The following is a 24,009-nucleotide window of genomic DNA, read 5'->3' as shown; positions in this document are numbered from 1 at the left end:
GTTAAAGAAGGAAGGTGGCGACGTGTTTGTTAAGGTCAGCAGCATGGTGCTTAAGGCTGGTGGCTTGCTCCAGATCCCGCATGGCAGCGGCCGTGATTTCGTCACTCACATCCTTGATGGCAGTGGTGTTTTGGGTAATTTCATTGGTCACTTGGGTCTGTTCTTCTGCTGCTGTGGCGATTTGGCCTGCCATGTCGGAGATAAGCGATACCGCTTGGGTGATCTCCTCTAGCGCTGCGGCAGCGGCATCGGCATCTTGCACACTATTATTTGCTAGTTCCTGACTGGTTTGCATCAAGGTTACTGCGCGCGCGGTGGTTTGTTGCAGGGTCTCGATCGTGGTTTGAATTTGCTCGGTCGAGTCTTGGGTTCGGCGGGACAAGACCCGCACTTCATCCGCGACCACGGCAAAACCACGCCCTTGCTCACCGGCTCGCGCCGCTTCGATGGCGGCGTTCAGCGCCAACAAGTTAGTCTGCTCGGCAATTCCCTGAATGGTGGAGAGAATGCTGGTAATGGCTTGGGCGTGACGGCTCAACTCACCGATCACATTGGTGGCTTGGCCAACCTCCTTGGCAAGGCCATTGATCGATTGCCGAGTCTGATGCACCAATGATTTCCCTTGTTCACTGCTCTGGGCTGATTGCTGGGCGGCCGCGGCGGTATTTTCGGCATTACCGGCAATCTCCATAGTGGCGCTCGCCATCTCGGTCACGGCTGTGGCGACCATGGTGACCTCTTGCTGCTGGCGTTGCAGCTCATCCACTGCGGCTTGGTTGGTCACCAGGCTGCGCTCGGCATCGGCGTTGAGCTCGTTGGCGAGTTGGCGAATATTGCCGATCAGCAGGTGCTGACTACTCACAAAACGATTGAAACTATTGGCCAGTTTACCCACTTCATCGTTGCTATTGATGGCGATGCGCTGGGTCAGATCGCCGTTACCATCAGCAATGCGGGCCAGCGCCTGAGACACCTTGTTCAGTGGCCCCAGCAGCAGGCCGACCAGCCAAGTGATGGTGATCATGCTGCCGACCAACACCACCAAGGCGAGGCCCAATTGGCTGATCAATAGCCCAGAGAGTGGTGCTTCTAAGGTCGCTTTATCTAACACCAGTACCAGCTCCCAATCGGTGTCTGGGATATCGACCGCCCATAACAACTTGTCACGGCCCTCTCGCTCAAAATAAGCCGGCATCAGGCTGCTGCCCGCGCTGCTTTGGGTCAACAGGTTCGGGGTCAGATCATCATCAATGTCAGTGGCGGGTTTCATCGCCTTGGCCGCATCTTTATAGGCGATCACGGTGCCATCTTTATGCACCATGATGGCGAAACCATCGGCCGGTAGCTTCATTTTGGCCACGTCATCAACCAAGGTAGCGATGGAGAGATCCGCGCCGACCACCCCGCCCAAGGTCGATTGCGCCAAGGTCACTACCATCACGTTGTACGCGACATCGAGATAAGGTTTGGTCACTACCAGTGCCCCTTTACTCATGGCCTCCTGATACCAGCCACGGGAGCGCGGGTCATAGCCAGTGCGGTCGATACTGGGATCTGAATCATTCATCAAGCCATCGCTCTGGCCAAAATAGGTGAGCTGAAAACGGCCGGACGCCTGCGCCTGCTGTAGGGCAGAAAAAGGGGCATCGCTTATTTTGCTGGCCAGCGCTTGCACCGTGTCACGGCGGGCGCCGAGCCAGTCTCGGACTCGCTCTGCCTGCTGAGCGCCCAAGCGCTGTACTTGCTCTTTGCTGCTCTCTTGCAAAAGAGCTTTTTGGCTGGCATAGCTCTGCCATGAGAGCAGCGCGATGACCAGTGAGAGAGACACGGTCACTGCTAATAAAATTTTTAACCTAAGGGATAGCTGCTTCATCATGAACTCCTCTGGTATGAGGTCAGAAATGGGATGTGCCAAATAGACTCGGCAATGACATAGCCATTAGCGACCCAATCGGATAAAACTGAACCTGAAAATCCACAAAGTGCGAGATTGAGCACTCCTTCAATTCCGCTTGGGCTATCTCCATTGCCTACCTTGCGCCTCATCTCGCCGCCCAGCGGCTACAACCCTGTCTATTCCTTCCACAATTCGCTAGAATGTCCTGTTTTTAAATCACGTCGATCTTGAGAGTTTTCACGATGTTCGAAGTTAATCCTGTATTAAACAAACTTAAGGAGCTGTCTGACCGGACTGAGCTGCTTAGGGGGTATCTTTGACTATGACGCTAAGAAAGAGCGCTTAGAAGAGGTCAACGCCGAGCTGGAACAGCCGGATGTGTGGAATGAGCCTGAACGTGCCCAAGCACTAGGCAAAGAGCGAGTGTCGCTCGAAAATGTGGTGGGCACCATCGACACCCTGACCCAGGGAGTTGAAGACGTTGAAATGCTGGTGAGCCTTGCCGTCGAAGGGGAAGACGCAGAGACGTTCAATGAGGCCATTGCCGAATCCGAACAGCTGGAAATCAAGCTGGTGGATCTCGAGTTTCGCCGGATGTTCTCTGGCCAGCACGATGGCTCCGACTGCTATATCGATATTCAGTCCGGTTCAGGAGGCACTGAAGCGCAAGATTGGGCCAACATGGTGCTGCGCATGTACCTACGCTGGGGCGATGCCCACGGCTATAAGCCGGAGCTGATTGAATGCTCTGACGGGGACGTGGCTGGCATCAAATCCGCCACCATCAAGTTCACCGGCGAATATGCGTTTGGCTGGCTGCGCACCGAAACGGGCGTCCACCGGCTGGTTCGCAAGTCCCCGTTCGATTCCGGCGGCCGCCGTCATACCTCTTTCTGTTCGGTGTTCGTCTACCCCGAAATCGACGATGATATCGACATCGAGATCAACCCAGCCGATTTGCGGATCGACGTCTACCGCGCCTCTGGTGCCGGTGGTCAGCACGTTAACCGGACCGAGTCGGCAGTGCGGATTACCCACGTCCCGACCGGCGTCGTGGTGCAGTGTCAGAACGACCGCTCCCAGCACAAGAACAAAGACCAGTGTATGAAGCAGCTCAAAGCCAAGCTTTATGAGCTCGAAATGCAAAAACAGAATGCCGAAAAACAAGCCCTAGAAGAGACCAAGTCTGATATCGGTTGGGGCAGCCAGATCCGTTCCTATGTGCTGGATGACTCCCGCATCAAGGATCTTCGTACCGGCGTCGAAACCCGCAATACCCAGACGGTTCTCGACGGCGATCTGGATAAGTTTATCGAAGCCAGCCTGAAATCAGGCCTGTAAAAACAGCACAGCAGGAATCACCATGTCTGAACAAACCACCACTGCGGATCTCGACCACACAGTCGTACTCAACAACGAGATGCAGGAGCGTCGCACCAAGCTGGCTGCCCTGCGCGCCCAGGGTAATCCTTTCCCCAACGACTTCCGTCGTGACAGCTTATCGGGCGATCTTCATGCCGAGTTTGGCGACAAAGAGGCCGCAGAGTTAGCCGCCTTGGGCAAACGGGTCTCGATCGCTGGTCGTATCACCACTCGCCGGATCATGGGTAAAGCCTCTTTTGCCACCCTGCTCGACATGGCTGGTAAGATCCAGATCTACGTGACCCGTGATGACCTGCCAGAAGGGTTTTACAACGAGCAGTTTAAAAAATGGGATCTGGGCGACATCGTCGGTGTTGAAGGCACCCTATTCAAGACCCAGACTGGTGAGCTCTCCGTTCACGTTTCCGATATCCGCCTGCTGACCAAGGCACTGCGTCCACTGCCCGAGAAGCACAAAGGCCTGACCGACCAAGAAGCCCGCTGCCGCCAGCGCTACCTAGATTTGATTGCCAACGACGAGTCGCGCAAGACCTTCGTGATCCGCACCCAAGTAGTGGCCGGTATCCGTAAGTTCTTCAACGACAGACGGTTTATGGAAGTGGAAACCCCGATGATGCAGGTCATCCCGGGGGGCGCCTCCGCGCGTCCGTTCGTCACTCACCACAATGCGCTGGACATCGATATGTACCTGCGTATCGCTCCGGAGCTCTACCTGAAGCGGCTGGTGGTCGGTGGCTTCGAGCGCGTTTACGAGATCAACCGCAACTTCCGTAACGAAGGTATCTCGGTGCGTCACAATCCCGAGTTCACCATGATCGAGTTCTACATGGCCTATGCCGACTACATCGATCTGATGGATCTCACCGAGGATCTGCTGCGCACGCTGGCCCAAGACATTCTGGGTGACACCCAAATTCGTTACGCCAAAGAGGGCGAAGAGGGGCTGACCATCGATTTCGGTCAACCGTTCCAGCGCCTCACCATGGTCGAATCGATCCTCAAGTTCAATGCGGATGTGACGTTAGCCGATCTGGCTACCCTGGAGAGCGCCAAGGCCGTTGCCAAGCGCCTGCACATCGAACTGATGAAGGGCTGGGAGTTGGGCCACGTGATCACCGCAATCTTCGAAGAGACCGTGGAGCACATGCTGCTGCAACCGACCTTCATCACCGAGTACCCGGCTGCCGTCTCGCCGCTGGCTCGCCGCAACGACGTGAACCCGGACGTGACCGACCGCTTCGAATTCTTCATCGGTGGCCGCGAGCTGGCCAACGGCTTCTCCGAGCTGAACGATGCCGAAGATCAGGCCAAGCGCTTCCAAGATCAGGTTGACCAAAAAGAAGCGGGTGACGACGAAGCCATGTTCTACGACGCGGATTTTGTCACCGCGTTGGAACACGGCCTGCCGCCGACTGCCGGTCAGGGTATCGGTATCGACCGTCTGGTGATGCTGTTCACCAACAGCCACACTATCCGTGACGTCATTCTGTTCCCGGCCCTGCGTCCGCAGAAGTAAGGCCCACAGAAGTCAGCTACATCCCTTGGGTCAATCCCGAGCGTGATAGCCCATAAAAACGCCCCGCGACTGCGGGGTGTTTTTTTATAATGCTCACAACAATTGACGAATGCTTACCGCTTATGAGGCTGGCGGTAGCAGCCACTCTCCCTGCCACAAGGTGACGGCCTGACCGGCCATCAGTACCCGCGCCTCCTGCAGTTCAAGCCGCAACTCACCACCACGGGCCGAAATCTGACGGGCCCGCAGTTGCCGTTTACCAAGCCGTTCGGCCCAGAAGGGCACCAGAGCGCAGTGGTTGGAACCAGTAACCGGATCCTCATCGACGCCCACCCAAGGGGCGAAATAGCGGGAGACGAAATCATCATCCGCTCTGCTCGACGGAGCCGTGACCATTACCCCCCGTCCTGGCAGGGCGCGCAGAGCAGGAAAATCAGGCGAAAGCGCGCGGAGCTCCTCTTCACTTGCCAGTTCCAGCAAGAACTTGGCTCCGGCCGCTAGGGTTTGTCTTGGTTGGCAGCCGAGCGCGGCAGCATAGGCTAGGTCCAGAGTCAGTGGAGCCAATGTGATACGTGGAAAATCAAGCCAAATCCACTCATCTTCGCGCTGGGCCAGCAGCTCACCACTACGGGTCTCGAAGCGGATAGTCTCGTGTGCAGCTACCGCCCCTGTCTGCCACAACACATGAGCAGCCGCCAAGGTGCCATGACCGCAGAGATCAACCTCGACTTTCGGCGTGAACCAGCGCAACTGATAATGGGCTCTGCCAAGTTGTACCAGAAAGGCTGTCTCGGAGAGGTTGAACTCGGCCGCCATCGCCAACTGGCTGGCATCAGGCAGGGCTGCTCCCAATACGACCACCGCGGGATTGCCACCAAGGGGCTGCTGACTGAACGCATTGACATGAAACAATCGGATATTCGACATGGCACTTCCTGTGTTATCAAGTGGCTCTCATTTAACGCTCTTTATACCACGCCCCTCTTTTGCTGCGGGAACAGGCGTACCTCTGCCCCTTTAATGCATTAATAGAATAAAGAAGACATTTTTATTCTTTGTTGTTATCCAACACGCCCTTTAATCTGGCCAAAAATCAGACCATGGAAGACCCGTGTGATGCAATTGAAGGACTCCCCAATCAACCTAAGCCCGCTCTCTGCTGAACAGCAACGTCAGTTGAGTCAGGCTCTTTCGACCCTCAACACTCAGCAATTAGCGTGGGTGAGCGGCTATCTCTATGGCCTCTCCCAGAACGGTCAGCAGAGTGTCGCTGCCAGCGCCGCTGTGGCTGCGCCCAGTGGCAGTCTGACGATTCTCTACGGTTCTCAAACCGGCAACGCCAAAGGTGTCGCCAGTGCCATTAAGGCGCAAGCCGAAGCCAGCGGCCTACCGGTCACCCTCACGTCGATGGCCGACTATAAACCCAAGCAGCTCAAGAAAGAGAGTCACCTGCTGGTGGTTGTCAGCACTTACGGCGAGGGCGAGCCGCCAGAGAGCGCCGTCGATCTGTTCGAGCAGCTTAAAAAAGGCAAGATTGGCAAGCTGGACGGGCTCAAGTTCGCGGTGCTGGGGCTGGGTGACAGCTCCTACGAATTTTTCTGCCAGACCGGCAAAGACTTTGACAACTTCCTCGCCAGCGCTGGGGCCGAGCGGATTTATGAGCTCGCCAGCCTCGATGTGGATTATCAGGATGCAGCCAAGGCGTGGGGCGAGCAGGCTGTCAGTGCCATTGCCGCAACGCTCACCACCGGTGCGGCCAGCAGCAGCGTAGCAAACGCGGTGCAGCAGGCGGTTGGCTACAGCCAATACAGCAAGGAAAATCCTTTCGCTGCCCACCTGTCGGTCAATCAGAAGATCACCGGCCGGGATTCCACCAAGGATATCCGCCATATCGAGATCAATCTGGCCGACTCCGGCCTCATCTATCAACCGGGTGATTCCCTCGGCGTCTGGTTCGACAACGATGCCGAACTGGTGGGCGAAGTGCTGGCCCTAGCTGGCCTCTCCGGCGATGAGGCCACCGCTCACGGTAGCCTGCGCGGAGTACTCAGCCGCGAGCTGGAGCTGACCCGCTTGCACGGCGGTTTTATCACCGGACTCGCTAACCTATCGGGCAACGCGGCGCTGAAAGATCTGGCGGGCGACAAGGCCCAAGTCAATGCCCTCGTCGCTTCAGCCCAGGTGGTGGATGTGCTTAAACGCTTCCCGACTGCCCTCACTGCCGAGCAGCTGATCGGCCTGTTGCGGCCGCTGACACCGCGCCTCTACTCCATCGCCTCTGCCCAGAGCGAGGTAGAAGAGGAGGTGCACCTGACCGTCGGGGTGGTGCGCTACCCGCAGGAAGATGGCACCGTGCGCTCTGGCGCCGCCTCCTCCTATCTGGCGGATCGGCTGATTGAGGATGGCGAAGTGCGGGTATTCGTTGAGCACAACGACAACTTCCGCCTGCCTGCCAATCCCGACACCCCCGTTATCATGGTCGGCCCAGGCACCGGCATCGCTCCGTTTCGCGCCTTTATGCAGGAGCGGGAAGTTCAAGGTGCGGAAGGCAAGAACTGGCTGTTCTTCGGCAACCCCCACTTTACCCAGGATTTCCTCTATCAGGTGGAGTGGCAGCGTTATGTGAAGAGCGGCCTGCTCAGCAAGATTTCACTGGCTTTCAGCCGGGATCAGGCCAACAAAATTTATGTGCAGGACCGCCTGCGCGAAGCGGGCCAAGAGCTCTATCAGTGGCTGGAAGCCGGCGCCCACTTCTATGTGTGTGGTGATGCCAACAAGATGGCCAAGGATGTGCAGGAGGCCCTGCTGGAAGTGATTGCCGAACACGGTCATAAGAGCCGTGAGGAAGCAGAAGAGTATTTGAGCGAATTGCGTCGTGCCAAACGTTATCAAAGGGATGTCTATTGATGAGCAAACAACCTGTCTCGCAACCAAAAGCCGGTCCAGTTGAAGGGCCGCTGGCCGACAACGAGCGCCTCAAGCGCGAGAGCAATTTCTTGCGCGGCACCATAGAACAGGATCTGCAGGACCCGCTCACCGGCGGCTTTAACGGCGACAACTTCCAGCTGATCCGCTTTCACGGTATGTATCAGCAAGATGACCGCGATATTCGCCCCGAGCGTACCGCCCAGAAGCTGGAGCCGCTGCACAACGTCATGCTGCGTGCCCGCCTGCCGGGCGGCATCATCACCCCGGCCCAGTGGCAGATCATCGACAAGTTCGCCGAGGAGCACAGCCTGTACGGCAGCATCCGTCTGACCACTCGGCAAACCTTCCAGTTTCACGGGGTATTGAAGCGTGACATCAAGCTGATGCACCAGACCCTCAATAGCACCGGTATCGACTCCATCGCCACCGCGGGCGACGTGAACCGCAACGTGCTTTGCACCAGCAATCCGGTGGAATCCGAGCTGCATCAGGAGGCCTACGAATGGGCCAAGAAGATCTCCGAGCACCTGCTGCCCAAAACCCGCGCCTATGTGGAGATCTGGCTGGACGGCGAGAAGCTGGGGGATGACGAAGAGCCAATCCTGGGTTCCAACTACCTGCCGCGCAAATTCAAGACCACAGTTGTGATCCCGCCGCACAATGACGTGGATATCCACGCCAACGATCTCAACTTCGTGGCGATTGCCGAAGGTGGCAAACTGGTGGGCTTCAACGTACTGGTGGGCGGTGGGCTGGCCATGACCCACGGCGATACCAGCACTTATCCGCGCAAGGCGAGCGACTTTGGCTTTATTCCGCTCTCCCACGTGCTGGAGGTGGCGGCCGCCGTGGTCAGCACTCAGCGCGACTGGGGCAACCGGGTCAACCGCAAGAACGCCAAGACCAAGTACACCCTTGAACGGGTTGGCGTCGAAGCCTTCAAGGCTGAGGTGGAGAGCCGCGCCGGCATCCCCTTCGCCGAGAGTCGCCCCTATGAGTTCACCAGCCGTGGCGATCGCTTCGGTTGGGTCGAGGGGATCGACAGCAAGCATCACCTCACCCTGTTTATCGAGAATGGCCGCCTGCTGGACTTCCCGGGCAAGCCGCTCAAAACCGGCATGCTGGAGATCGCCAAAGTCCATCAGGGGGATTTTCGCCTGACCGCCAACCAGAACCTGATCATCGCAGGCGTCCCAGCCAGCGAGAAGGCCCGTATCGAAGGGCTGGCGCGCCAATATGGCCTGCTGGATGACGGCGTCAGCGAGCAGCGCAAGCAGTCCATGGCCTGTGTGGCCCTGCCCACCTGCCCGCTGGCGATGGCCGAAGCGGAGCGCATGCTGCCGGCGTTTGTCACCGACATCGAAGGGCTGTTGGCCAAACACGGTCTGGCTAATGACGCCATCATCTTCCGGGTCACCGGCTGCCCCAACGGCTGCGGCCGCGCCATGCTGGCGGAGGTGGGTCTGGTGGGTAAGGCGCCCGGTCGCTATAACCTCCATCTGGGGGGCAACCTCGAAGGCACCCGCATCCCGCGCCTGCATTTGGAGAACATCACCGAGCCGCAGATTTTGGCCGAACTGGACGCGCTGATCGGCCGCTGGGCCAACGAGCGCAATCAAAGCGAGTGCTTTGGCGACTTCGTGATCCGGGTTGGGGTGATTGCTCCCGTTATCGACTCCGCGAGGGACTTCTATGCCGCTTGAGCAGACTGATACAGAGCGGCTGGCACGCACCAGCGACGGTCGACTCGACCTCGACGCCCTGCTGGCCCTGAGCCGTGAAGAGCAGACCGAGCTGCTGGCCCCGATCAACCAAGCACTGGATGCCATGAGTGCCCCCGAGCGGGTGCGCTGGGCGCTGGCAAATTTGCCGGGAGAGCATGTGCTCTCCTCCAGCTTTGGCATTCAGGCGGCGCTGATGCTCCATCTGGTGAGCCGCGAGCGGGCCGATGTGCCGGTGGTGCTGACTGATACCGGTTATCTTTTTCCCGAGACCTACCACTTTATCGATGAGTTGACCGAGCGCCTCGCCCTCAACCTGAAGATATACAAAGCCGAGTTGTCACCGGCTTGGCAGGAGGCGCGCTTTGGCCAGCTGTGGGAGCAGGGGGTAGACGGGATCACCCGCTACAACCAGCTCAACAAGGTGGAGCCGATGGACCGTGCCCTGCGCGAACTGGGGGCCCAGACCTGGTTCTCCGGCCTGCGCCGGGAGCAGTCCGGCAGCCGGGGCAAGTTGCCGGTGCTCGGCATCCAACGCGGCCGCTTCAAGTTCCTGCCGGTGATCGACTGGAGCAACAAAGATGTCTTCTACTACTTCAAGGAGTTCGATCTGCCCTACCACCCGTTGTGGGAGCAGGGATACCTCTCGGTGGGCGATGTCCACACCACTACCAAGTGGGAGCCGGGCATGAGCGAGGAGCAGACCCGCTTCTTTGGCCTCAAGCGCGAGTGCGGCCTGCATGAAGAGAGTGGTGAAAAAGATGGGTCGGGTATTTAACCTTACCCATACCGCACAGGACGCCCTCAGATTGCTGCTGAACCCCCTCTGTTTCACCGAGGGGGTTCTTTTTTCCTCAACGCAACGGGGCGGATCACGGGTTGACACATCGGCCTACTGATCATCTTCGCCATGAGAAAAAGATCTGCGACCGCGTTATCGTACCCACCATCCCCCTCAGGTAAGGCATTAGGGCCGCTCGGCCTTGGCTACCTTGCTTGTTCTGCACCAATACGACGTGCTTGCGGTGCGGACACTCTGCCGTCAGCCCGCCCTGCACCTGCACGACCCAGATAATCTGCATATCGGTGCCCGTGATGCGGTTTCGCCTTGGTAAAACGGTTCTTGCTTCATCGGGGGCTTGGAGGGGGGATGGCAACCTCGATCAGTTTCTTCTTATTAGCATTGGTTTGCTGGTGGGGCTGTCGCTATCGCGGACCCGACCATCATCATTGCTGGTCTGATTGATGATGCCGCCGCAGATGCCCTGCTAGATGAGGGTGGCAGCAACGTGGCGACACCCGTGTCGAGCAATAGCCGTGACGAACCTTGGCACGCATGAAGCCAACGGAGATGGATATGTTGATGTTAGGCGGGGGTTGGTATTGGGAGCGAGTGCGGCGGCGTGACCTGCTCGCTCCCACATTCTAGGGGGAGCACACTACAGAGCCCGCAAGGTTGCGGGCTCTGTGATTTACCTTGGGCAGGCTATGAGGCTTCTGTGTTGGAGGTATCTACCGCTGGGGCGGCGGCGCTGTCAGCTGCTGCGGGGGCTGGGCCTGGGACTAGATCGACCGCTGGTTTAGCGATAAGGGAGCGGGTCTCTTCCACCGCTTCGCTCAGCTTGACCTCGATGATCTGGCCCAGCTCGTAGACTACCTCGGTCTTATCGAGATAGACGCGGCCATTGTCCCAGTTACACTCCAGCCGATCCTTGTTGTCCAGAATGTGGCGAGCAGGCATGAAGACCACGGCGCCGTTCTCTTGCAGACGTAGCTTGAGGCCTGCGCGCATCACGTCGATGATCTCGGCGTTGAACACCTTGTCGGTGCCAGCATCGGCCTTGAGGTAGCGAACATAGAGCCAGTCGCCGATGTCACGCTCCACCATGCGGTGCAGACGGCGGCAGGCGCTGAGGTGCTCGGTGAGCGCCTGACTTGGCCGCTCGCCCGGAGTCTTGCCGGCGATGACCGCTTTGAGCAGACGATGGTTGACCATATCGCCGTATTTACGGATTGGCGAGGTCCACGTGGCGTAGGCATCCAAGCCGAGGCCGTAGTGGGCGCCCGGCTCGGCGGACATCAGGGCATAGCTCTGGAAGCGGCGAATTTTGCCATCCAGCCAACGGGTGTCGAGGTCATCAATCCAGCGGCGCAGGGCACAGAAGCCTGCCAGTGTGGCGATCTGTTCTTTCTCAAACGGTGCTTCGGCGCTTTTCAGCAGCTCGATGGCGCCATCGAGAGACTCCTCGTCAAACCCAGTGTGGACGTTGAAAATACCGTAGCCGACGGTCTTACCCAGCACGCGACCGGCGCAGATGTTGGCGGCGATCATTGACTCTTCCACCATGCGGTTGGCGATGCGGCGCGGCTCGACGTGGATGGCCAACACTGCGCCATTTTCGCCCAGTTCGAAGTCGTAGTCGGGGCGATCTGGGAACACCAGCGCATGCTCGGTGCGCCACGCGATGCGCGCCTCGGTCATCGCCTGCATCAGTGGCAGCTGGGCCAAGACGCCAGCGTCGATATCGAGCGCCTTGCCATGCTCGGCCCAGTCGGAGACGTCGTCATAGCTGAGACGGGCATGGGAGCAGATACGGGCGGCGAAAAATTCGGTCTCTTCCTGCAGCAGGCCATCTTCGCCTATCAGCAACCGGGCGCACAGGGTGTTGCGCTCCTCGCCCTCTTTGAGCGAACAGAGTTCATCGGAGAGGGTGCGCGGGATCATAGGCACGTTGCGGCCCGGCATATAGACGGTGAAGGCGCGCTGGGCGGCTTCTTTATCCAGTTCACTGCCTTCAGTCACATAAGCGGTCGGGTCAGCGATGGCGACCAGCAGCTCCCAGCCGTTGTCCTGCTTGGTGATGGCCAGCGCATCATCCATGTCCTTGGTTTTGGTGCCATCAATGGTGAAGAAAGGCACTTGAGTCAGGTCACGGCGGGGCAGCTCTTCCGCTTCAATCACTTTCCATTCTGGCAGATCAGCGGGCTCGACCTGAGCCAGGTTATGGCGGGCTAGCACTACCCACCAAGGCACATTGTGATCTTCCTCTGCGGCGATTTTTTGGGTGATTTCGGCAGAGAAGCTGCCGTCCACCAGTGCATGGCGCTTGAGGGTGGCCACCACCCAATCCCCTTCCTTGAACTCTTTCTCGTCCAGCCCCTTTTTGACGCGGGCCTTGATGGCATCCTTGATCAGCGGGTGGTCGGCGACCACGTTAAGACGGTCGCGGAACATTTTGACGCGCGCTACGAAGCGGGTGATGGACTGTTCCAGTAGAGCGTCTGGCTCGGCCACTTCCTTCTCTTTTTCAGTGCGGATCAGGGCGCTCACTCGGTCACCGTGCATCACCTTCTTCATATAGGGGGGCGGCACGAAATAGCTGGTCTTCTCATCGACCTCCAAAAAGCCGAAGCCCCGATCGGAGGCGCGGATCACACCCTCTTTCTTAGGGATGTTTTCGCGGATTTGTTGCTTGAGCTGGGCCAGCAGCGGATTGTCTTGGAACATAAGTGAGGAACCTGAAGTGGAAAACCTGGGTGAAGACCTGATGATGGATCGCCCAGCACTATACGTTTTTACCCTTGTAAAGCCAAGGTTCGTGGTCTCGCCAGCTTGGTCCATGTTATGAACCAAGTAGTTGTCACCGCAACAGGATTGCTAGGTGAACAATGACGTTTAATCAATCTGTACCGCTGGATAAAATTGGCCAAGATACCTGCCATCAGTGGCGCTACATATCCGCAATTCACAGACAGGTTACATCGCAGGCGCAACCCTAGCCGTGAGATATGACCTAGAAACCTGTTGATGTTCGACGATGTGCTTATTGCCCTAGCGACTCAGTACCGAGTCATAACGAGCTATTTAGTAGGACAGGCTTTTTGGGGAGGGGGATGTCGGTATTTCCACGAGCTGTTCTACCTTGCGATTTATATTCTGATAGTGGCCCAGTAGGGTTTGAGAGACGATTCTGCCAAAGTGATCATTGAGGTGAAAGCGCAAGCCTACGCCCCTTACCGCACCGAGGTCGACTGATTGACAGTGGCCTAGACGCTCCATAGGAATGCCTATTTTGCGGTAGATACGCTCTGCTGGCAGACTGGCGACGCCAACAACTTCCCTGATGCCGTTTTCCTTGGCAAAGGCATAGACCTCACGAAGGATAACGAAAGTGATTTCACTGATGCCATTCTCCATGCGAGGAGCTCGGTTTGCATCTATAGCCAGACGAGTGAGCTCCCAGATGTCGGGGGTGCAAGGGGGGGATTCGCCAGCGAGTGCAGTTGGAAAAACCGTGGACAGCATGTAGTTCCCTGAGCAGTCGAGCATCCGGATGCAGCCGCATATTCCTTGGTCGTCTTCGAGTAGCACCCAGTAAGTGTCAGGGGAATCGAAACTATCACGTTCAAGGCCTTGGTGTGATTCGACGTCCCAGCCTAGACGACCAGAAAAAATCTGATTTCTAAAGCGATAAAGCTCATCTTCTATGTTATTTCGCGGGTGATCTCGCAATTTTCCTTTGAAAACCAACATTATGAACTCTCCATCGTTCAGTTAGCCGCTATAATCAGAAACCTTGCCAGGAGGGCTAGCGTATGAAAAAAGAGCAACTGTTTGAGTATCTGGAACATTTCACGTCGGTGACAGACGGTGACCAGCTGGCCAGATTAATTGGGCGTTTCACCATCGACATGGGCTATGACTATTACGGTTTCACGCTGATCATTCCGATGTCGATGCAAAGACCCAAAGTCGTGTTGTTCAATCAATGCCCACTCTCTTGGGTGCAGATCTATACCGATAACAACATGTTGGCTTGTGATCCCATCATCCAGTTGGCTCGCAAACAGACACTGCCTATTTACTGGAATCGCTTGGATGAGCGCGCGCGTTGTTTGCAAAAAAACAGTTTGGACGTGATGGGACTCGCGGCTGAATTTGGCTTACGTAATGGCGTCTCCTTTCCTTTACATGGTGCGGGTGGAGAAAAAGGCATTTTGTCGTTTATCACCGCCGAGCGGGCATCCAGTGATCTGCTGCTCGACTCATCGCCAATCCTTTCGTGGATGTCCAATTACATCTTTGAGGCCGCCGTCCGAGTTGTACGGGCAGGGCTACGAGATACTGACCCGCAAGAAGCGCTCACCGAGCGTGAAACAGAGTGTCTTTTTTGGGCCAGCGAAGGAAAAACGTCGGGAGAAATTGCCTGTATTCTCGGTATTACCGAACGTACGGTGAATTACCACCTTAACCAGGTTACTCGCAAGACGGGTTCGATGAATCGCTATCAAGCTGTCGCTAAAGGGGTCAATAGCGGCATATTGTTGCCCAACTTAGAGAAAGTGATTGTGACTAATTTCCCTAAGCTAATGCAGTAAAGCGGCCCAATATTCTTGCTTGCTAAAGACAGGATCAATTGTCAGATCATACGATTGACATCACCCTTGGTTGTTTATTCATTGACCTAATCTGGGCGGCGAATGGGTGCCAAAGCGCATCCTATCTAGATGGTTGATGGCGGGCGATGGAGCCAATAAGGCTTGATGCTATTACCGAATCATTTGTATCCCCCTGCCATCATCTGCCTTGATATCCATGGGAATATCGCCACAAAGTGGCCTGCCTCGTCATTTCATACTGATCATCTGGCACCTTGGCAGGGCACTTGCCGCGAAGCCGAGGGGGAGGATGGCTATGTTATTGAGCCGATATTCCTTCCAGTGCGAGCAATGCTTGCTTTATCTCTAAGCCCCCCGCGTATCCCGTCAGACTGCCATTGTGACCAATGACTCTGTGGCATGGCACGATAATGGAAAGCGGATTACGCCCATTTGCGGCCCCGACTGCGCGCACGGCTTTCGGGTTACCAATCGCGGCGGCGATGTCTCGATAACTACGGGTTTCACCATACGGAATATCTCGCAAGGCCTGCCATACCTGCTGCTGAAACGCGGTGCCCGTTGCGGCGAGTGGCAGCGTAAAACGTTGCAGGTTGCCAGCAAAATAGGCTTTAAACTCCGCCACATAGGGGGCTAACGCTAGGTGATCGTGCTGCCAGCCACCAAGGTTGGGTAATGGCCGTAGGCCTGCGGCAAAATCCACATGAACCAGGCCCGCGTGGTTAATAGCAATCAGCAGCTGGCCACATGGGGTATCCAAAAAATCATAATAGGTCATCAAATTCGCTCCTGATGGGGTGATTAAACGCCTATCCCTGTAGGCGTCAGTGGGGTGGCCAATAAGCTCACCTATAGCGGGTAGAGACCGCAGCGTACATGGCGTATCTGCCGAGTTCGAGGTCGGCGCTAAGCTTGGCTGATGAATGGCTAAGCACCAAGCGAAGAGGTGAGTTCATGCAGTAACTCTGGCCGTTCGCTCATGGCGTGCCACAGCCAGCTTGCGGCATAGCCGCGCCACGGCTGCCACGGTGCGCTTTGTGCTAGCACGGCGGGTACGGGCAGTTTGCTGCCACCGCCCAGTGCTTTTTGCAGCACCAGATCGGTGGCGGGAAAGGCGTCGGGATCGTGGCCGCAGCGTAGCCGCCAGTAGGCGATTGTCCAAGGCCCGATGCCCGGCAAGGCTAGCAGTTGCTCATCGCTGGCCGTGGCCAAGGAGATCGCACCACTGGCAAGCGCCGCCGCCAGCCCCTGTAATGTGCGAATACGGCTGCTGGGCATCCCGATACCAGCGAGATCGAGCTCGCCCAGTTGGGTCGGTGTGGGTAACTGGGCCATCCCGAACTGCGCCTCGGTACGCGCGACCAGCCGCCCGAGTATGGTGATGGCCCCCTTGACCGACACTTGCTGGCCGACAATGGCACGCAGCATCACCTCGTACTCGTCCCAGCCAGCAGGCAGCCGCACCCCGGGCCAGTGTGACTGCACGCGAGCCAGCAGCGGATCGTGCCCGAGGTGCTCACCGATGCGCTGCATATCAGCATCGAGATCCCACATACGGCGTACCCGATAGAGCAGGTCTGGCAGTGCCGCAGGGGGCAGATCATGCACGGTCAGCGTGAGGCGATGGCCCTTGCCCTGTTCGATACGGACCCAACCCACCTGATCGCCGACCCGATAATGCCGCTCATACCCATTGCCCTCGACTCGCTCCAGCCCTGGGATAGCACGCAGTCGATAGAAGGCCAACATGGCGGCAACATCGTATGGTGGGCGATAGGGCAATTGCAGGGTGAGCGCTGCGCGGCCTGCGATGACCTCGCCTGCCCCCTCCCGCTGGCGTAGTACCCGGGGCGCAAGGCCATAGGCTCGGCGCCACGCATCGTTGAAGCGGCGAATGCTGGTAAAGCCCGCGGCAAATGCGATATCGGTGATGGCAAGGGGAGTATCGGTCAACAGCCTTTTGGCAAGCAGCAGCCGGCGCGTCAGCTCCACCTGTTTTGGTGATGCGCCAAGATGTTGCTCAAACTGGCGGCGCAGGGTGCGCTCAGAGATCCCAGCCTGCTGCGCCAGCGTGGCGAGCGAGCCTGCCGCCAGTTCACCGCCATCGATGCGCGCCAGTAAGCGGGCGAAGGCAGGCGGCAGATCGCCGTGGGCAGCAGGGGCCAACTCTGGGCGACAGCGCAAACACGGGCGCAGGCCATGTTGCTCGGCGGCCGCAGCGCTTGGGAAGTAGCGCACGTTGTGCTCATGGGGCGGCCGAGCTGGGCAAATGGGGCGACAGTAAATGCCAGTGGAGAGCACCCCAGTAAAAAAGCGGCCATCGAAGCGAGCATCGCGGGCAAGTCGTGCTACATGGCACTGCTCGCGGCTCAGGCGTGGAATGTGCTGATCCTGAGGGGTGTCATCGATGGGCGCTAGGTGCATAGCAGGCAAACTCTGGATGGGGAGCGTCGCTTAGCCTACATTGGGCATTCACGCCATGACTAGCCAGAAACGGCCAGGCATTAAAATAAAATGTTGCTAACAATCCATCCTATGAGGCGAGTTAGCTAACCAGGTTGGCCTTGCGCCGTGCTCGACACCCTCATCTATTGCTTGTTCGCTGCGGTTTCTGGGCGCGATGCCAGCCCAAACTTGTGGCGCCAATCACGCTTACGGCGATAGGTTCTAAAAACAGGGAGATGCCCTTTACCCCCCATTTGCCATTGCACAAGCACAACGGGGCTGCCAAGCAGCCCCGTTGTGCGCCTTACTCACGGGTGCCGTCTCTGTTATGGCAGATAACGCTGCTCCAGATGTTGGCGCAGCCAATGCGGGTTGAGCGGCTCGCCGGTTGCGCGGCGAATAAGCTCATCTGTGCTGTGCTGGCTGCCCTGTGACCAGATGTGACGGCCGAGCCAAGCGAAGATCTCCGGCAGACGGCCCGCTGCAATGATCTGGCTCAGGTTGCCCAGCTCCCGTTCCAAGGCAAAGCGTAACTGCGCCGCATACATGGCCCCGAGGGTGTAGCTCGGAAAGTAGCCAAACGAACCGTCCGTCCAGTGGATGTCCTGCATACAGCCATCGCGGTAGTTGCCTTGGGTGGTGATCCCCAGCCACTGCTGCATTTTGCCATCCCACAGCTCGGGAAGGTCGGCTACCTCGATGCGCCCTTCGATGAGGTCACGTTCCAGCTCGTAGCGGAGGATCACGTGGACCGGATAGGTCACCTCGTCCGCATCGACGCGGATCAAACCCGGTTCGACCCGGTTGTAGATCTTCACCAAATTCGCCGGTTCAAACGCCGTTTGGTCACCGAAATGGGTGCGGATGTGGGGGGCGAGTAGGGCCAAAAACGCAGGATCATGGCCCAGCTGCATCTCGCAAAACAGGCTCTGGCTCTCGTGAATCCCCATGGAGCGGGCCTCGGCCACCGGTTGCCCCAGCAGGTGGCGTGGCAGCCCCTGCTCGTAACGGGCGTGGCCAGTTTCATGGACAATGCCCATTAAGCTGGAGATAAACTCTTGCTCGTTGTAGCGCGTGGTGATCCGCACATCGGTGGCCACCCCGCCACAAAACGGATGGCTGCTCACATCGAGGCGCCCATGAGCAAAATCAAAGCCGAGCACGCCCATCACCTCGCGCCCTAGGGCCTGCTGAGTGGCGATAGGGAAGGGGCCTTGTGGGATCAGCAGGGCATCACTTTGCTGTCGCTCACTTACCTGTTGGATCAGGCTCGGGAGCCAGCCGCTGAGATCGCCGAAGATCTGATCCAGCCGTGCACTGGTCATGCCCGGCTCATAGAGCGCCAGCATAGCATCGTAGGGGCGCACGCCTAGGGCATCGGCGCGCCGCTGGGCCACTTCACGGGAGAGGCTCACCACCTCTTGCAGATTGACGGCAAAACCGGCCCAATCATTGTGTTTGCGCTGGCTGCGCCAAGCGTGTTCGCACTTACTGCCAGCCAGCGACAACGCCTCCACCAGCGTCCCCGGCAGCAGGCTGGCATCTTGCCAGTGGCGTTTAATCTCGGCGAGGTTGGCCCGTTGCACCTCATCAAGCGGCTCACACTCGGCGTTGGCGATCCAATCGCCGAGCTCGGGAGCGGTACGTTTTTGGTGGATCAGCACGCCGAGTTCGGCCATGGCGTCGGCGCGCGCCTCGCTGCCCCCTGCTGGCATCATGGCGGCTTGATCCCAGCCGCAGATGGCGGACAGGTGACTCAGTCGGTGGATCTGTTGTTGATGCTGTTCAAGCTTTTGATATGACATAGGATTGTCCTTGTTATTGGTGCAGGCTGTTTGCTGCACCATCGCTATTAGCCGAGTCGTTTTTGCTGGCGTTCACGGTTTTCAGCCTTGTTACGCTCACTTTTGCGCAACAACACATAGAGCGCGCCGCTGCCCCCGTGACGCGGCTCGGCACTGTGCATCGCCATGACCGCAGGCAGGTGTGGCAGCCAAGCGCTGACATAGCTTTTGAGCAGGGCGCGCGGGGTGCTGCGCTCTCCCTTGCCATGGCGGATCAGCAAGCAGCGCAGGTCTTGCTGCTCGCAATCACGGATAAAGTGCACCACGGCTTGGCGGGCTTCGTTGAGGGTTTTTTGGTGTAGATCTAGGCTCGCTTGCAGCGGGTACTTACCGAGCCGTAGCTTCTTATACACCCCCTCCTGGACGCCATCGCGCTTAAAGCCAACCAGATCGTGCGGATCGCACAGGGTGATCGGCTCCATGGTGAGGTGGTCAGCGGTTTGCCACTCGGCGCTGGCAGCATGACGACGGGCTAACTGGGCTTCTGTCGGCGCAAGCTTGGCGCCGGTAAGAGGGATGCGATCGTGACGAATGGGCCGGACGTCGGCCACTTCATCAAGAAATAACGAACGTTCGTCGTGACAAGACACGGCAGGCTCCCTGTAGCAACTAACACAGGCTGCCATTATAGCGGCGGCGGGCGTGGCAGAAAATGCCAACGCAGCCCAGCGGTGATAGTCGCAAACGAGGGTAGCGATAGGGGAGGGCGGGGGTATGCTCGGCGCCAGCGCGAAGCTATATCGCCGAGCTATATGGCCAAGTTATGCGGCCGAGTTATGCCGCTGAGGTGGCGTGATTACTTCTCGCCCTGTGGCGGGGTGGCGTTCATCACTTTGTAGATGAAATAGCCTGCGTAGGCGCTGATCAGCAAAAAGGTGCCAATAATCACCAACATGGACATCAGTCCTACGCTATTGCCAAACATCAGGTTTAGCCAAAAGTCCATCTCGTTACTCCGGTCAGCAGGTTGATGACCAACATCTTAAAGAGAGGGACAAGGGGGCGAGGATGATCCGGATCAACGCCATATCAGGTTATTTAATCATCGCTCAGCGTTGTGAGCTCCCTCACGGCTATCTGGGGCCGTGACGCTGGTGATCCGCCAGCCTTGCTGCTCCAGTTGGGCCAACAACCCCTCTTCACCATAAAGGTGCAGCGCTCCCACCACGATAAAGCTCTCATTGGGCAGGCTTGGCCATTTTTTGAGCCAGTTGCGATTGCGCTCGGCCAGCAAGGTGCGCTCCATCCACTGCTGTAACGGGGCGGGTGCCATCTCCTCTTTGAGCAGGGTAATCAGCGTCGCCTCATCCCCTTGCTGCCACGCCTGCATTACCGTTGCAATGTTGGTTGCCATAGTCGGTAACTCATCCAAGGTGGTGGTGAGCATCAGGTTCTGGTGTTCACCTACGCTGGCCAGATAGCCCAGCTGCTCCAGTAGGGTTTCGAAGCCGACCACCGGTTTACCGGTCTTGGCAGCGAGCTGAGCGAAATGCTGATCTACCCCCAACTGGCTGTCAAAGCCGGTGCCTGCCAGCGCAGCTTGGGTCAGCGTCAGGGCGGCAAACCAAGGACGCAGCGGGGCCAGCTGGGCTTCACTCACGCCATATTGTGCGCCTGCTTGCAGCGTCCGTTGATAGAGCGGCGCAGGAAGATGCTGCTGCAACGAGTCACCCGCGGGCAGCTGGGTGAGGGGTTGTACTCCTTGTAACTGTGCCGGTTCCAGCTCATTGATGTTCACCTCCAGCACCAGCGCGCGGCTTTGCAGCCAGGCCCGTTCCACCTGATGGGGCATGGGGTAGAGCGAGGGCGTCCCGGCGTGGATCGAGCCCAGCAGCCAGTGTTGCTGATTGCCCTTGTTGACCCGATAAAAAGCTGGATCGGCGAGGGCACAGAGGGAGCACAGGCTGAGCAGCAGGGCCAACAGCGAGCGAAAACGGATCATGGTGCAGCTCCTCTTTGGGTGAACCGCCCGTATGCTTGCGGCTCTTGTAACATGAATGATAGCGACCTTGGGTGAGATGGCAGCCCGTTAGCGGTGTTTGTGGCCACTGAGGCGGCACCACTCCTCTTTCACCGCAGTGGGGTCCATCGCAAACCATTGGCCGTAGAGGATTTCGAGCTCCGGGGCCTGGCTCTCCAGTACGCCGGAGAGGGCCATCAGGCTGCCGGGTTTGCCGTGGCCGGCGATCAGGGGTGCCAGTTCGCGCAGCGGGCCGGCCAGAATGTTGGCTACAACGACGTCCGCTTCGATGTCTTGCGGCTGGTCGGCTGGCAGGTAGAGTTCAATCTGGCCGGCGACGCCGTTACGCTCGGCGTTGTCGCGGCTGGCCTGAATGGCTTGCGGATCGATGTCGATGCCGATGACCCGGGCTGCCCCCAGTTTCAGGGCGGCGATGCCGAGAATGCCGGAGCCACAGCCAAAATCGACCACGGTTTTACCGGTCAGGTCCAGCCCGTCCAGCCATTGTAAGCAGAGGGCGGTGGTGGGGTGGGTGCCAGTGCCAAACGCCAGCCCCGGATCCAGCATCACGTTGACCGCCTCGGGGTGCGGCACATCGCGCCAGCTCGGGCAAATCCACAGGCGTTCGCCAAACTGCATCGGGTGGAAGTGATCCATCCACTCGCGCACCCAATCTTTATCTTCCAGCTGCTCGACCTTGTAGCCGACGTTTTCGCCGAAGATCTGCTGGAAGAAGGCGATGGTGGGGGCCGGATCGGTTTCGGCGTCGAACAGACCCATTACTTCGGTCTCACCCCAGAGCGGCGTCTCACCAGGCAGGGGCTCATAGACAGGCACATCCTGGGCATCCATAAAGGTCACCGCCTGGGCACCACGCCCCAGCAGCATGTTGCTCACCTTGTCGGCTGTTTTGGCAGTGGCATTGATTCGAATTTGTATCCAGGGCATGGCGTTGACTCTGTGTTGGAATGGAACATCGTGAAGCCGCGGGATTCTACCATCATGGGCCGACGCTGTCGCCGCTGGCCCATGTGCGCAGGGGATACGGCAAATTAGAGGGCGGCACTGGCCCGTGACGCCTGATCGTACAGACTGCTCAAGCGGCGCAGCAATTGGGCGGTAGTGCCAATCTCGGCATTATCGAGACCGGACTCTTTGAGCATGTTGATGAGGCACTGCTCACGGATCTGACGGTACTGTTCACACAAGGCCGCGCCCGCCTCAGTGGTGCAAAACAGCACCTCTTTGCCCTCCTTACGGCTCTGCACCCAGCCCAGATTGATCAGTTTTTTCAACGCATACGAGACCACATGGGTGTCTTCGATGTTGAGCACAAAGCAGATATCCGCCAGCTTTTTCTCCCGCTCACGGTGGTTGACATGGTGGAGCAGGGAGACCTCGATCGGGGTGAGGCGAGGTTCACCCGCCGCACTCATGCAGCGTGACATCCAGCGGTCGAAGGCGTTTTTTGCGACGATCAGGCCAAACTCGAACTCTGACAGCTCGACGCTATGTTCCGAGATCAGGTGGGCAGAAGAGACAACATTAGGGGGAACTTTCATGATAACGCTCAGTGAAATAAGCCAGTGACAGAGGGCCATCAGGGTAACACTAAACGGCCAGCCATGGCGGCATGCAGGTTAACAAAATGGGCTGAGTGACAAGATAATAGCGATAAAATATAGGTAATTTATTTGAATAAAGTTTGCTTTGTGTTATCAAAAAACGCTTCAAATATCGGCAAGTGAGCGAGCACAGTGCAAGAGCAGGTCTATTTGTTGGGGGAGCGGGCGGTGGTGTTACAACTGCCTGCGCCAGCCACGCTGGCATGTCAACGACGGATCTGGTGGGTCGCGGCGGCGCTGCGCCAAGCGGGTCACCGTGATGTGGTGCCGGGCATGAACAATCTGACGCTGTTGTTTGATCCAGCTGAAAATGAGGTCGCCGCGCTGACCAGCCAGCTGGCTGCCCTGTGGCAGCAGGCAGAGTGTTTAAGCGTGCCGCCGCGAGAGATAGCGATCCCGGTCCACTACGGCGGCGAGCAGGGGCCGGATCTGGACGCGGTGGCCCGCCACACCGGGATGACCCCCGCGCAGGTGATCGCCACGCACAGTGGGGCCAGTTACACGGTGTTTTTTATTGGCTTTCAACCGGGTTTTCCCTATTTGGGGGGCTTGCCTGACTGTTTGGCGACTCCACGATTGGCGACGCCACGGCTGCAGGTGCCCGCAGGCAGTGTCGGCATTGGTGGTGAACAGACCGGCATCTACCCGGCGGCCAGTCCGGGTGGTTGGCAGCTGATTGGCCGCACCGAGTTGGCGCTGTTTGATCCCGCCTCGGCGACGCCCTCTTTGCTGTTACCGGGAGATACAGTGCGTTTTGTCGCGACGGGAGGTCATCATGCTTGAGGTGATTCGCCCCGGCATCCTAACCACAGTGCAAGATCTGGGGCGCAGCGGTTACCGCCACCTTGGGGTGGCCCAGTGCGGCGCGTTGGATCAAGACGCCTTGATCTGCGGCAACCGACTGCTGGGCAATGAGCCCACCGCGGCGGGACTGGAGATCGTGCTAGGCCCCATCGAAATACGGTTTACCCAAGCGAGCTGGTTTGCCTTAAGCGGCGCCGATTTTAACGCCCAGCTTGATGGGGAACCCGCCAGCTGTGGGTGGACCCACTATGCCCGCGCAGGGCAGGTGTTGCGGCTAAGCGGCGCCAAATTGGGGATGCGTGCTTATCTGACCGTGGCAGGGGGCATAGCAACCGAGCCGGTCATGGGGTCGCGGGCGACTGACCTGAAGGCCGGCTTGGGTGGCCTCGCAGGGCGGGCGTTGCAGGCGGGCGATCGGCTGGCACTGGGCCAACCCCGCCAGCTAGGTCGCAAACGGGGCATGGGGCTGCGCCACTGGCACCCGCA

At 58.3% G+C, this 24,009-nt stretch carries 21 protein-coding genes; 9 read left to right on the top strand and 12 right to left on the bottom strand.

Features of this window, described 5'->3' with window-relative positions:
- Nucleotide 1 precedes the first annotated feature (1 nt).
- Nucleotides 2-1,873 carry a methyl-accepting chemotaxis protein gene (locus tag CUC53_RS15075; protein ID WP_100294909.1) on the bottom strand — a complete coding sequence of 624 codons (1,872 nt, stop codon included), beginning with the start codon at nucleotides 1,871-1,873 and terminating at the stop codon, nucleotides 2-4.
- Between the two features lie 266 nt (nucleotides 1,874-2,139).
- On the opposite strand from CUC53_RS15075, the gene prfB reads away from it, so the two are divergent.
- Nucleotides 2,140-3,238, top strand: a protein-coding gene (gene prfB, locus CUC53_RS15070) for a peptide chain release factor 2 (RefSeq protein WP_100294908.1) whose coding sequence is annotated in 2 segments (ribosomal slippage) — nucleotides 2,140-2,214 and nucleotides 2,216-3,238 — 1,098 coding nt in all. Because the reading frame shifts where the segments join, the coding sequence is not laid out codon by codon here.
- Nucleotides 3,239-3,260: 22 nt separating this feature from the next.
- Nucleotides 3,261-4,796 carry a lysine--tRNA ligase gene (gene lysS, locus CUC53_RS15065; protein WP_100294907.1) on the top strand — a complete coding sequence of 512 codons (1,536 nt, stop codon included), beginning with the start codon at nucleotides 3,261-3,263 and terminating at the stop codon, nucleotides 4,794-4,796.
- Nucleotides 4,797-4,916: 120 nt separating this feature from the next.
- On the opposite strand, the gene CUC53_RS15060 is transcribed toward lysS, so the two are convergent.
- The gene (locus CUC53_RS15060) at nucleotides 4,917-5,723 is read right to left on the bottom strand and encodes a PhzF family phenazine biosynthesis protein (RefSeq protein ID WP_100294906.1); all 807 of its coding nucleotides are present in this window, start codon (nucleotides 5,721-5,723) and stop codon (nucleotides 4,917-4,919) included.
- A gap of 189 nt (nucleotides 5,724-5,912) precedes the next feature.
- Here CUC53_RS15060 and CUC53_RS15055 point away from each other — a divergent pair, with 189 nt between their 5' ends.
- The 4 genes from CUC53_RS15055 to CUC53_RS19465 all read left to right on the top strand — a co-directional run bounded on the left by CUC53_RS15055 (nucleotide 5,913) and on the right by CUC53_RS19465 (nucleotide 10,560).
- Nucleotides 5,913-7,703: an assimilatory sulfite reductase (NADPH) flavoprotein subunit gene (locus CUC53_RS15055; RefSeq protein WP_167386770.1), complete on the top strand. Its 1,791-nt coding sequence runs from the start codon at nucleotides 5,913-5,915 to the stop codon at nucleotides 7,701-7,703.
- Nucleotides 7,703-9,427 carry an assimilatory sulfite reductase (NADPH) hemoprotein subunit gene (cysI, locus tag CUC53_RS15050; RefSeq protein ID WP_100294904.1) on the top strand — a complete coding sequence of 575 codons (1,725 nt, stop codon included), beginning with the start codon at nucleotides 7,703-7,705 and terminating at the stop codon, nucleotides 9,425-9,427. Before CUC53_RS15055 ends, cysI begins: the two co-directional genes overlap by 1 nt.
- Nucleotides 9,417-10,223: a phosphoadenylyl-sulfate reductase gene (locus CUC53_RS15045; RefSeq protein WP_100294903.1), complete on the top strand. Its 807-nt coding sequence runs from the start codon at nucleotides 9,417-9,419 to the stop codon at nucleotides 10,221-10,223. The genes cysI and CUC53_RS15045 overlap by 11 nt, the downstream gene beginning before the upstream one ends.
- A gap of 205 nt (nucleotides 10,224-10,428) precedes the next feature.
- Nucleotides 10,429-10,560: a hypothetical protein gene (locus CUC53_RS19465; RefSeq protein WP_272896769.1), complete on the top strand. Its 132-nt coding sequence runs from the start codon at nucleotides 10,429-10,431 to the stop codon at nucleotides 10,558-10,560.
- 371 nt (nucleotides 10,561-10,931) lie between these two features.
- Here the strand turns inward: CUC53_RS19465 and CUC53_RS15035 are convergent, their stop codons facing one another.
- Together CUC53_RS15035 and CUC53_RS15030 are read right to left on the bottom strand one after the other, a co-directional pair.
- Nucleotides 10,932-12,953, bottom strand: a complete 2,022-nt coding sequence (locus CUC53_RS15035; protein ID WP_100294901.1) for an exoribonuclease II — start codon at nucleotides 12,951-12,953, stop codon at nucleotides 10,932-10,934.
- Nucleotides 12,954-13,310: 357 nt separating this feature from the next.
- A complete protein-coding gene (locus tag CUC53_RS15030) occupies nucleotides 13,311-13,979 on the bottom strand; it encodes an acyl-homoserine-lactone synthase (RefSeq protein ID WP_100294900.1) in 669 nt (222 codons plus the stop codon).
- A gap of 62 nt (nucleotides 13,980-14,041) precedes the next feature.
- Between CUC53_RS15030 and CUC53_RS15025 the strand changes: the two genes are divergently transcribed.
- Nucleotides 14,042-14,824, top strand: a complete 783-nt coding sequence (locus CUC53_RS15025) for a LuxR family transcriptional regulator (protein WP_100294899.1) — start codon at nucleotides 14,042-14,044, stop codon at nucleotides 14,822-14,824.
- Nucleotides 14,825-15,143: 319 nt separating this feature from the next.
- Here CUC53_RS15025 and CUC53_RS15020 read toward each other — a convergent pair whose 3' ends face one another.
- The 8 genes from CUC53_RS15020 to CUC53_RS14985 form a co-directional block, all read right to left on the bottom strand.
- Nucleotides 15,144-15,623 carry a methylated-DNA--[protein]-cysteine S-methyltransferase gene (locus CUC53_RS15020; protein WP_100294898.1) on the bottom strand — a complete coding sequence of 160 codons (480 nt, stop codon included), beginning with the start codon at nucleotides 15,621-15,623 and terminating at the stop codon, nucleotides 15,144-15,146.
- 149 nt (nucleotides 15,624-15,772) lie between these two features.
- The gene (locus tag CUC53_RS15015) at nucleotides 15,773-17,269 is read right to left on the bottom strand and encodes an AlkA N-terminal domain-containing protein (protein ID WP_100294897.1); all 1,497 of its coding nucleotides are present in this window, start codon (nucleotides 17,267-17,269) and stop codon (nucleotides 15,773-15,775) included.
- A 347-nt stretch (nucleotides 17,270-17,616) separates the two neighbouring features.
- Nucleotides 17,617-19,095, bottom strand: coding sequence for a carboxypeptidase M32 (locus tag CUC53_RS15010; protein WP_100294896.1), 1,479 nt, complete (start codon nucleotides 19,093-19,095; stop codon nucleotides 17,617-17,619).
- Between the two features lie 47 nt (nucleotides 19,096-19,142).
- Entirely contained in the window at nucleotides 19,143-19,724 is a 582-nt protein-coding gene (gene smrA, locus CUC53_RS15005) for a DNA endonuclease SmrA (protein WP_100294895.1), read from the bottom strand.
- A 206-nt stretch (nucleotides 19,725-19,930) separates the two neighbouring features.
- Nucleotides 19,931-20,080, bottom strand: a complete 150-nt coding sequence (locus CUC53_RS15000) for a DUF3149 domain-containing protein (RefSeq protein ID WP_100294894.1) — start codon at nucleotides 20,078-20,080, stop codon at nucleotides 19,931-19,933.
- Between the two features lie 96 nt (nucleotides 20,081-20,176).
- Nucleotides 20,177-21,076, bottom strand: coding sequence for a TraB/GumN family protein (locus tag CUC53_RS14995; protein ID WP_201796774.1), 900 nt, complete (start codon nucleotides 21,074-21,076; stop codon nucleotides 20,177-20,179).
- 87 nt (nucleotides 21,077-21,163) lie between these two features.
- Nucleotides 21,164-22,042, bottom strand: coding sequence for a 50S ribosomal protein L11 methyltransferase (prmA, locus tag CUC53_RS14990; RefSeq protein ID WP_100294893.1), 879 nt, complete (start codon nucleotides 22,040-22,042; stop codon nucleotides 21,164-21,166).
- A 104-nt stretch (nucleotides 22,043-22,146) separates the two neighbouring features.
- Complete coding sequence (locus CUC53_RS14985) at nucleotides 22,147-22,656, bottom strand: winged helix DNA-binding protein (RefSeq protein ID WP_100294892.1); 510 nt, start codon at nucleotides 22,654-22,656, stop codon at nucleotides 22,147-22,149.
- Nucleotides 22,657-22,851: 195 nt separating this feature from the next.
- Here CUC53_RS14985 and pxpB point away from each other — a divergent pair, with 195 nt between their 5' ends.
- Nucleotides 22,852-23,502, top strand: a complete 651-nt coding sequence (gene pxpB / locus CUC53_RS14980) for a 5-oxoprolinase subunit PxpB (protein ID WP_100294891.1) — start codon at nucleotides 22,852-22,854, stop codon at nucleotides 23,500-23,502.
- A partial coding sequence (locus CUC53_RS14975) for a 5-oxoprolinase subunit C family protein (RefSeq protein ID WP_167386769.1) occupies nucleotides 23,495-24,009 on the top strand: 515 nt, incomplete at its 3' end. The genes pxpB and CUC53_RS14975, both read left to right, overlap by 8 nt.

It is taken from the genome of Aeromonas cavernicola, from assembly GCF_002795305.1.
Lineage (GTDB): Bacteria > Pseudomonadota > Gammaproteobacteria > Enterobacterales > Aeromonadaceae > Aeromonas > Aeromonas cavernicola.
The sequence above is the reverse complement of the archived record's forward strand: the minus strand, read 5'-3'. Positions and strand labels throughout refer to the sequence as shown.

Excerpts from the sequence above, each read along its gene's own strand:
- CUC53_RS15025 (WP_100294899.1), top strand. The coding sequence starts at position 14,042 with ATGAAAAAAGAGCAACTGTTTGAGTATCTGGAACATTTCACGTCGGTG.
- CUC53_RS15045 (WP_100294903.1), top strand. The coding sequence starts at position 9,417 with ATGCCGCTTGAGCAGACTGATACAGAGCGGCTGGCACGCACCAGCGAC.
- CUC53_RS15020 (WP_100294898.1), bottom strand. The coding sequence starts at position 15,623 with ATGACCTATTATGATTTTTTGGATACCCCATGTGGCCAGCTGCTGATT.
- CUC53_RS15035 (WP_100294901.1), bottom strand. The coding sequence starts at position 12,953 with ATGTTCCAAGACAATCCGCTGCTGGCCCAGCTCAAGCAACAAATCCGC.
- cysI (WP_100294904.1), top strand. The coding sequence starts at position 7,703 with ATGAGCAAACAACCTGTCTCGCAACCAAAAGCCGGTCCAGTTGAAGGG.
- CUC53_RS15030 (WP_100294900.1), bottom strand. The coding sequence starts at position 13,979 with ATGTTGGTTTTCAAAGGAAAATTGCGAGATCACCCGCGAAATAACATA.
- CUC53_RS14995 (WP_201796774.1), bottom strand. The coding sequence starts at position 21,076 with ATGATCCGTTTTCGCTCGCTGTTGGCCCTGCTGCTCAGCCTGTGCTCC.
- prmA (WP_100294893.1), bottom strand. The coding sequence starts at position 22,042 with ATGCCCTGGATACAAATTCGAATCAATGCCACTGCCAAAACAGCCGAC.
- CUC53_RS14985 (WP_100294892.1), bottom strand. The coding sequence starts at position 22,656 with ATGAAAGTTCCCCCTAATGTTGTCTCTTCTGCCCACCTGATCTCGGAA.
- CUC53_RS15000 (WP_100294894.1), bottom strand. The coding sequence starts at position 20,080 with ATGGACTTTTGGCTAAACCTGATGTTTGGCAATAGCGTAGGACTGATG.
- CUC53_RS15060 (WP_100294906.1), bottom strand. The coding sequence starts at position 5,723 with ATGTCGAATATCCGATTGTTTCATGTCAATGCGTTCAGTCAGCAGCCC.
- CUC53_RS15015 (WP_100294897.1), bottom strand. The coding sequence starts at position 17,269 with ATGCACCTAGCGCCCATCGATGACACCCCTCAGGATCAGCACATTCCA.
- CUC53_RS15055 (WP_167386770.1), top strand. The coding sequence starts at position 5,913 with ATGCAATTGAAGGACTCCCCAATCAACCTAAGCCCGCTCTCTGCTGAA.
- CUC53_RS15075 (WP_100294909.1), bottom strand. The coding sequence starts at position 1,873 with ATGAAGCAGCTATCCCTTAGGTTAAAAATTTTATTAGCAGTGACCGTG.
- lysS (WP_100294907.1), top strand. The coding sequence starts at position 3,261 with ATGTCTGAACAAACCACCACTGCGGATCTCGACCACACAGTCGTACTC.
- CUC53_RS15010 (WP_100294896.1), bottom strand. The coding sequence starts at position 19,095 with ATGTCATATCAAAAGCTTGAACAGCATCAACAACAGATCCACCGACTG.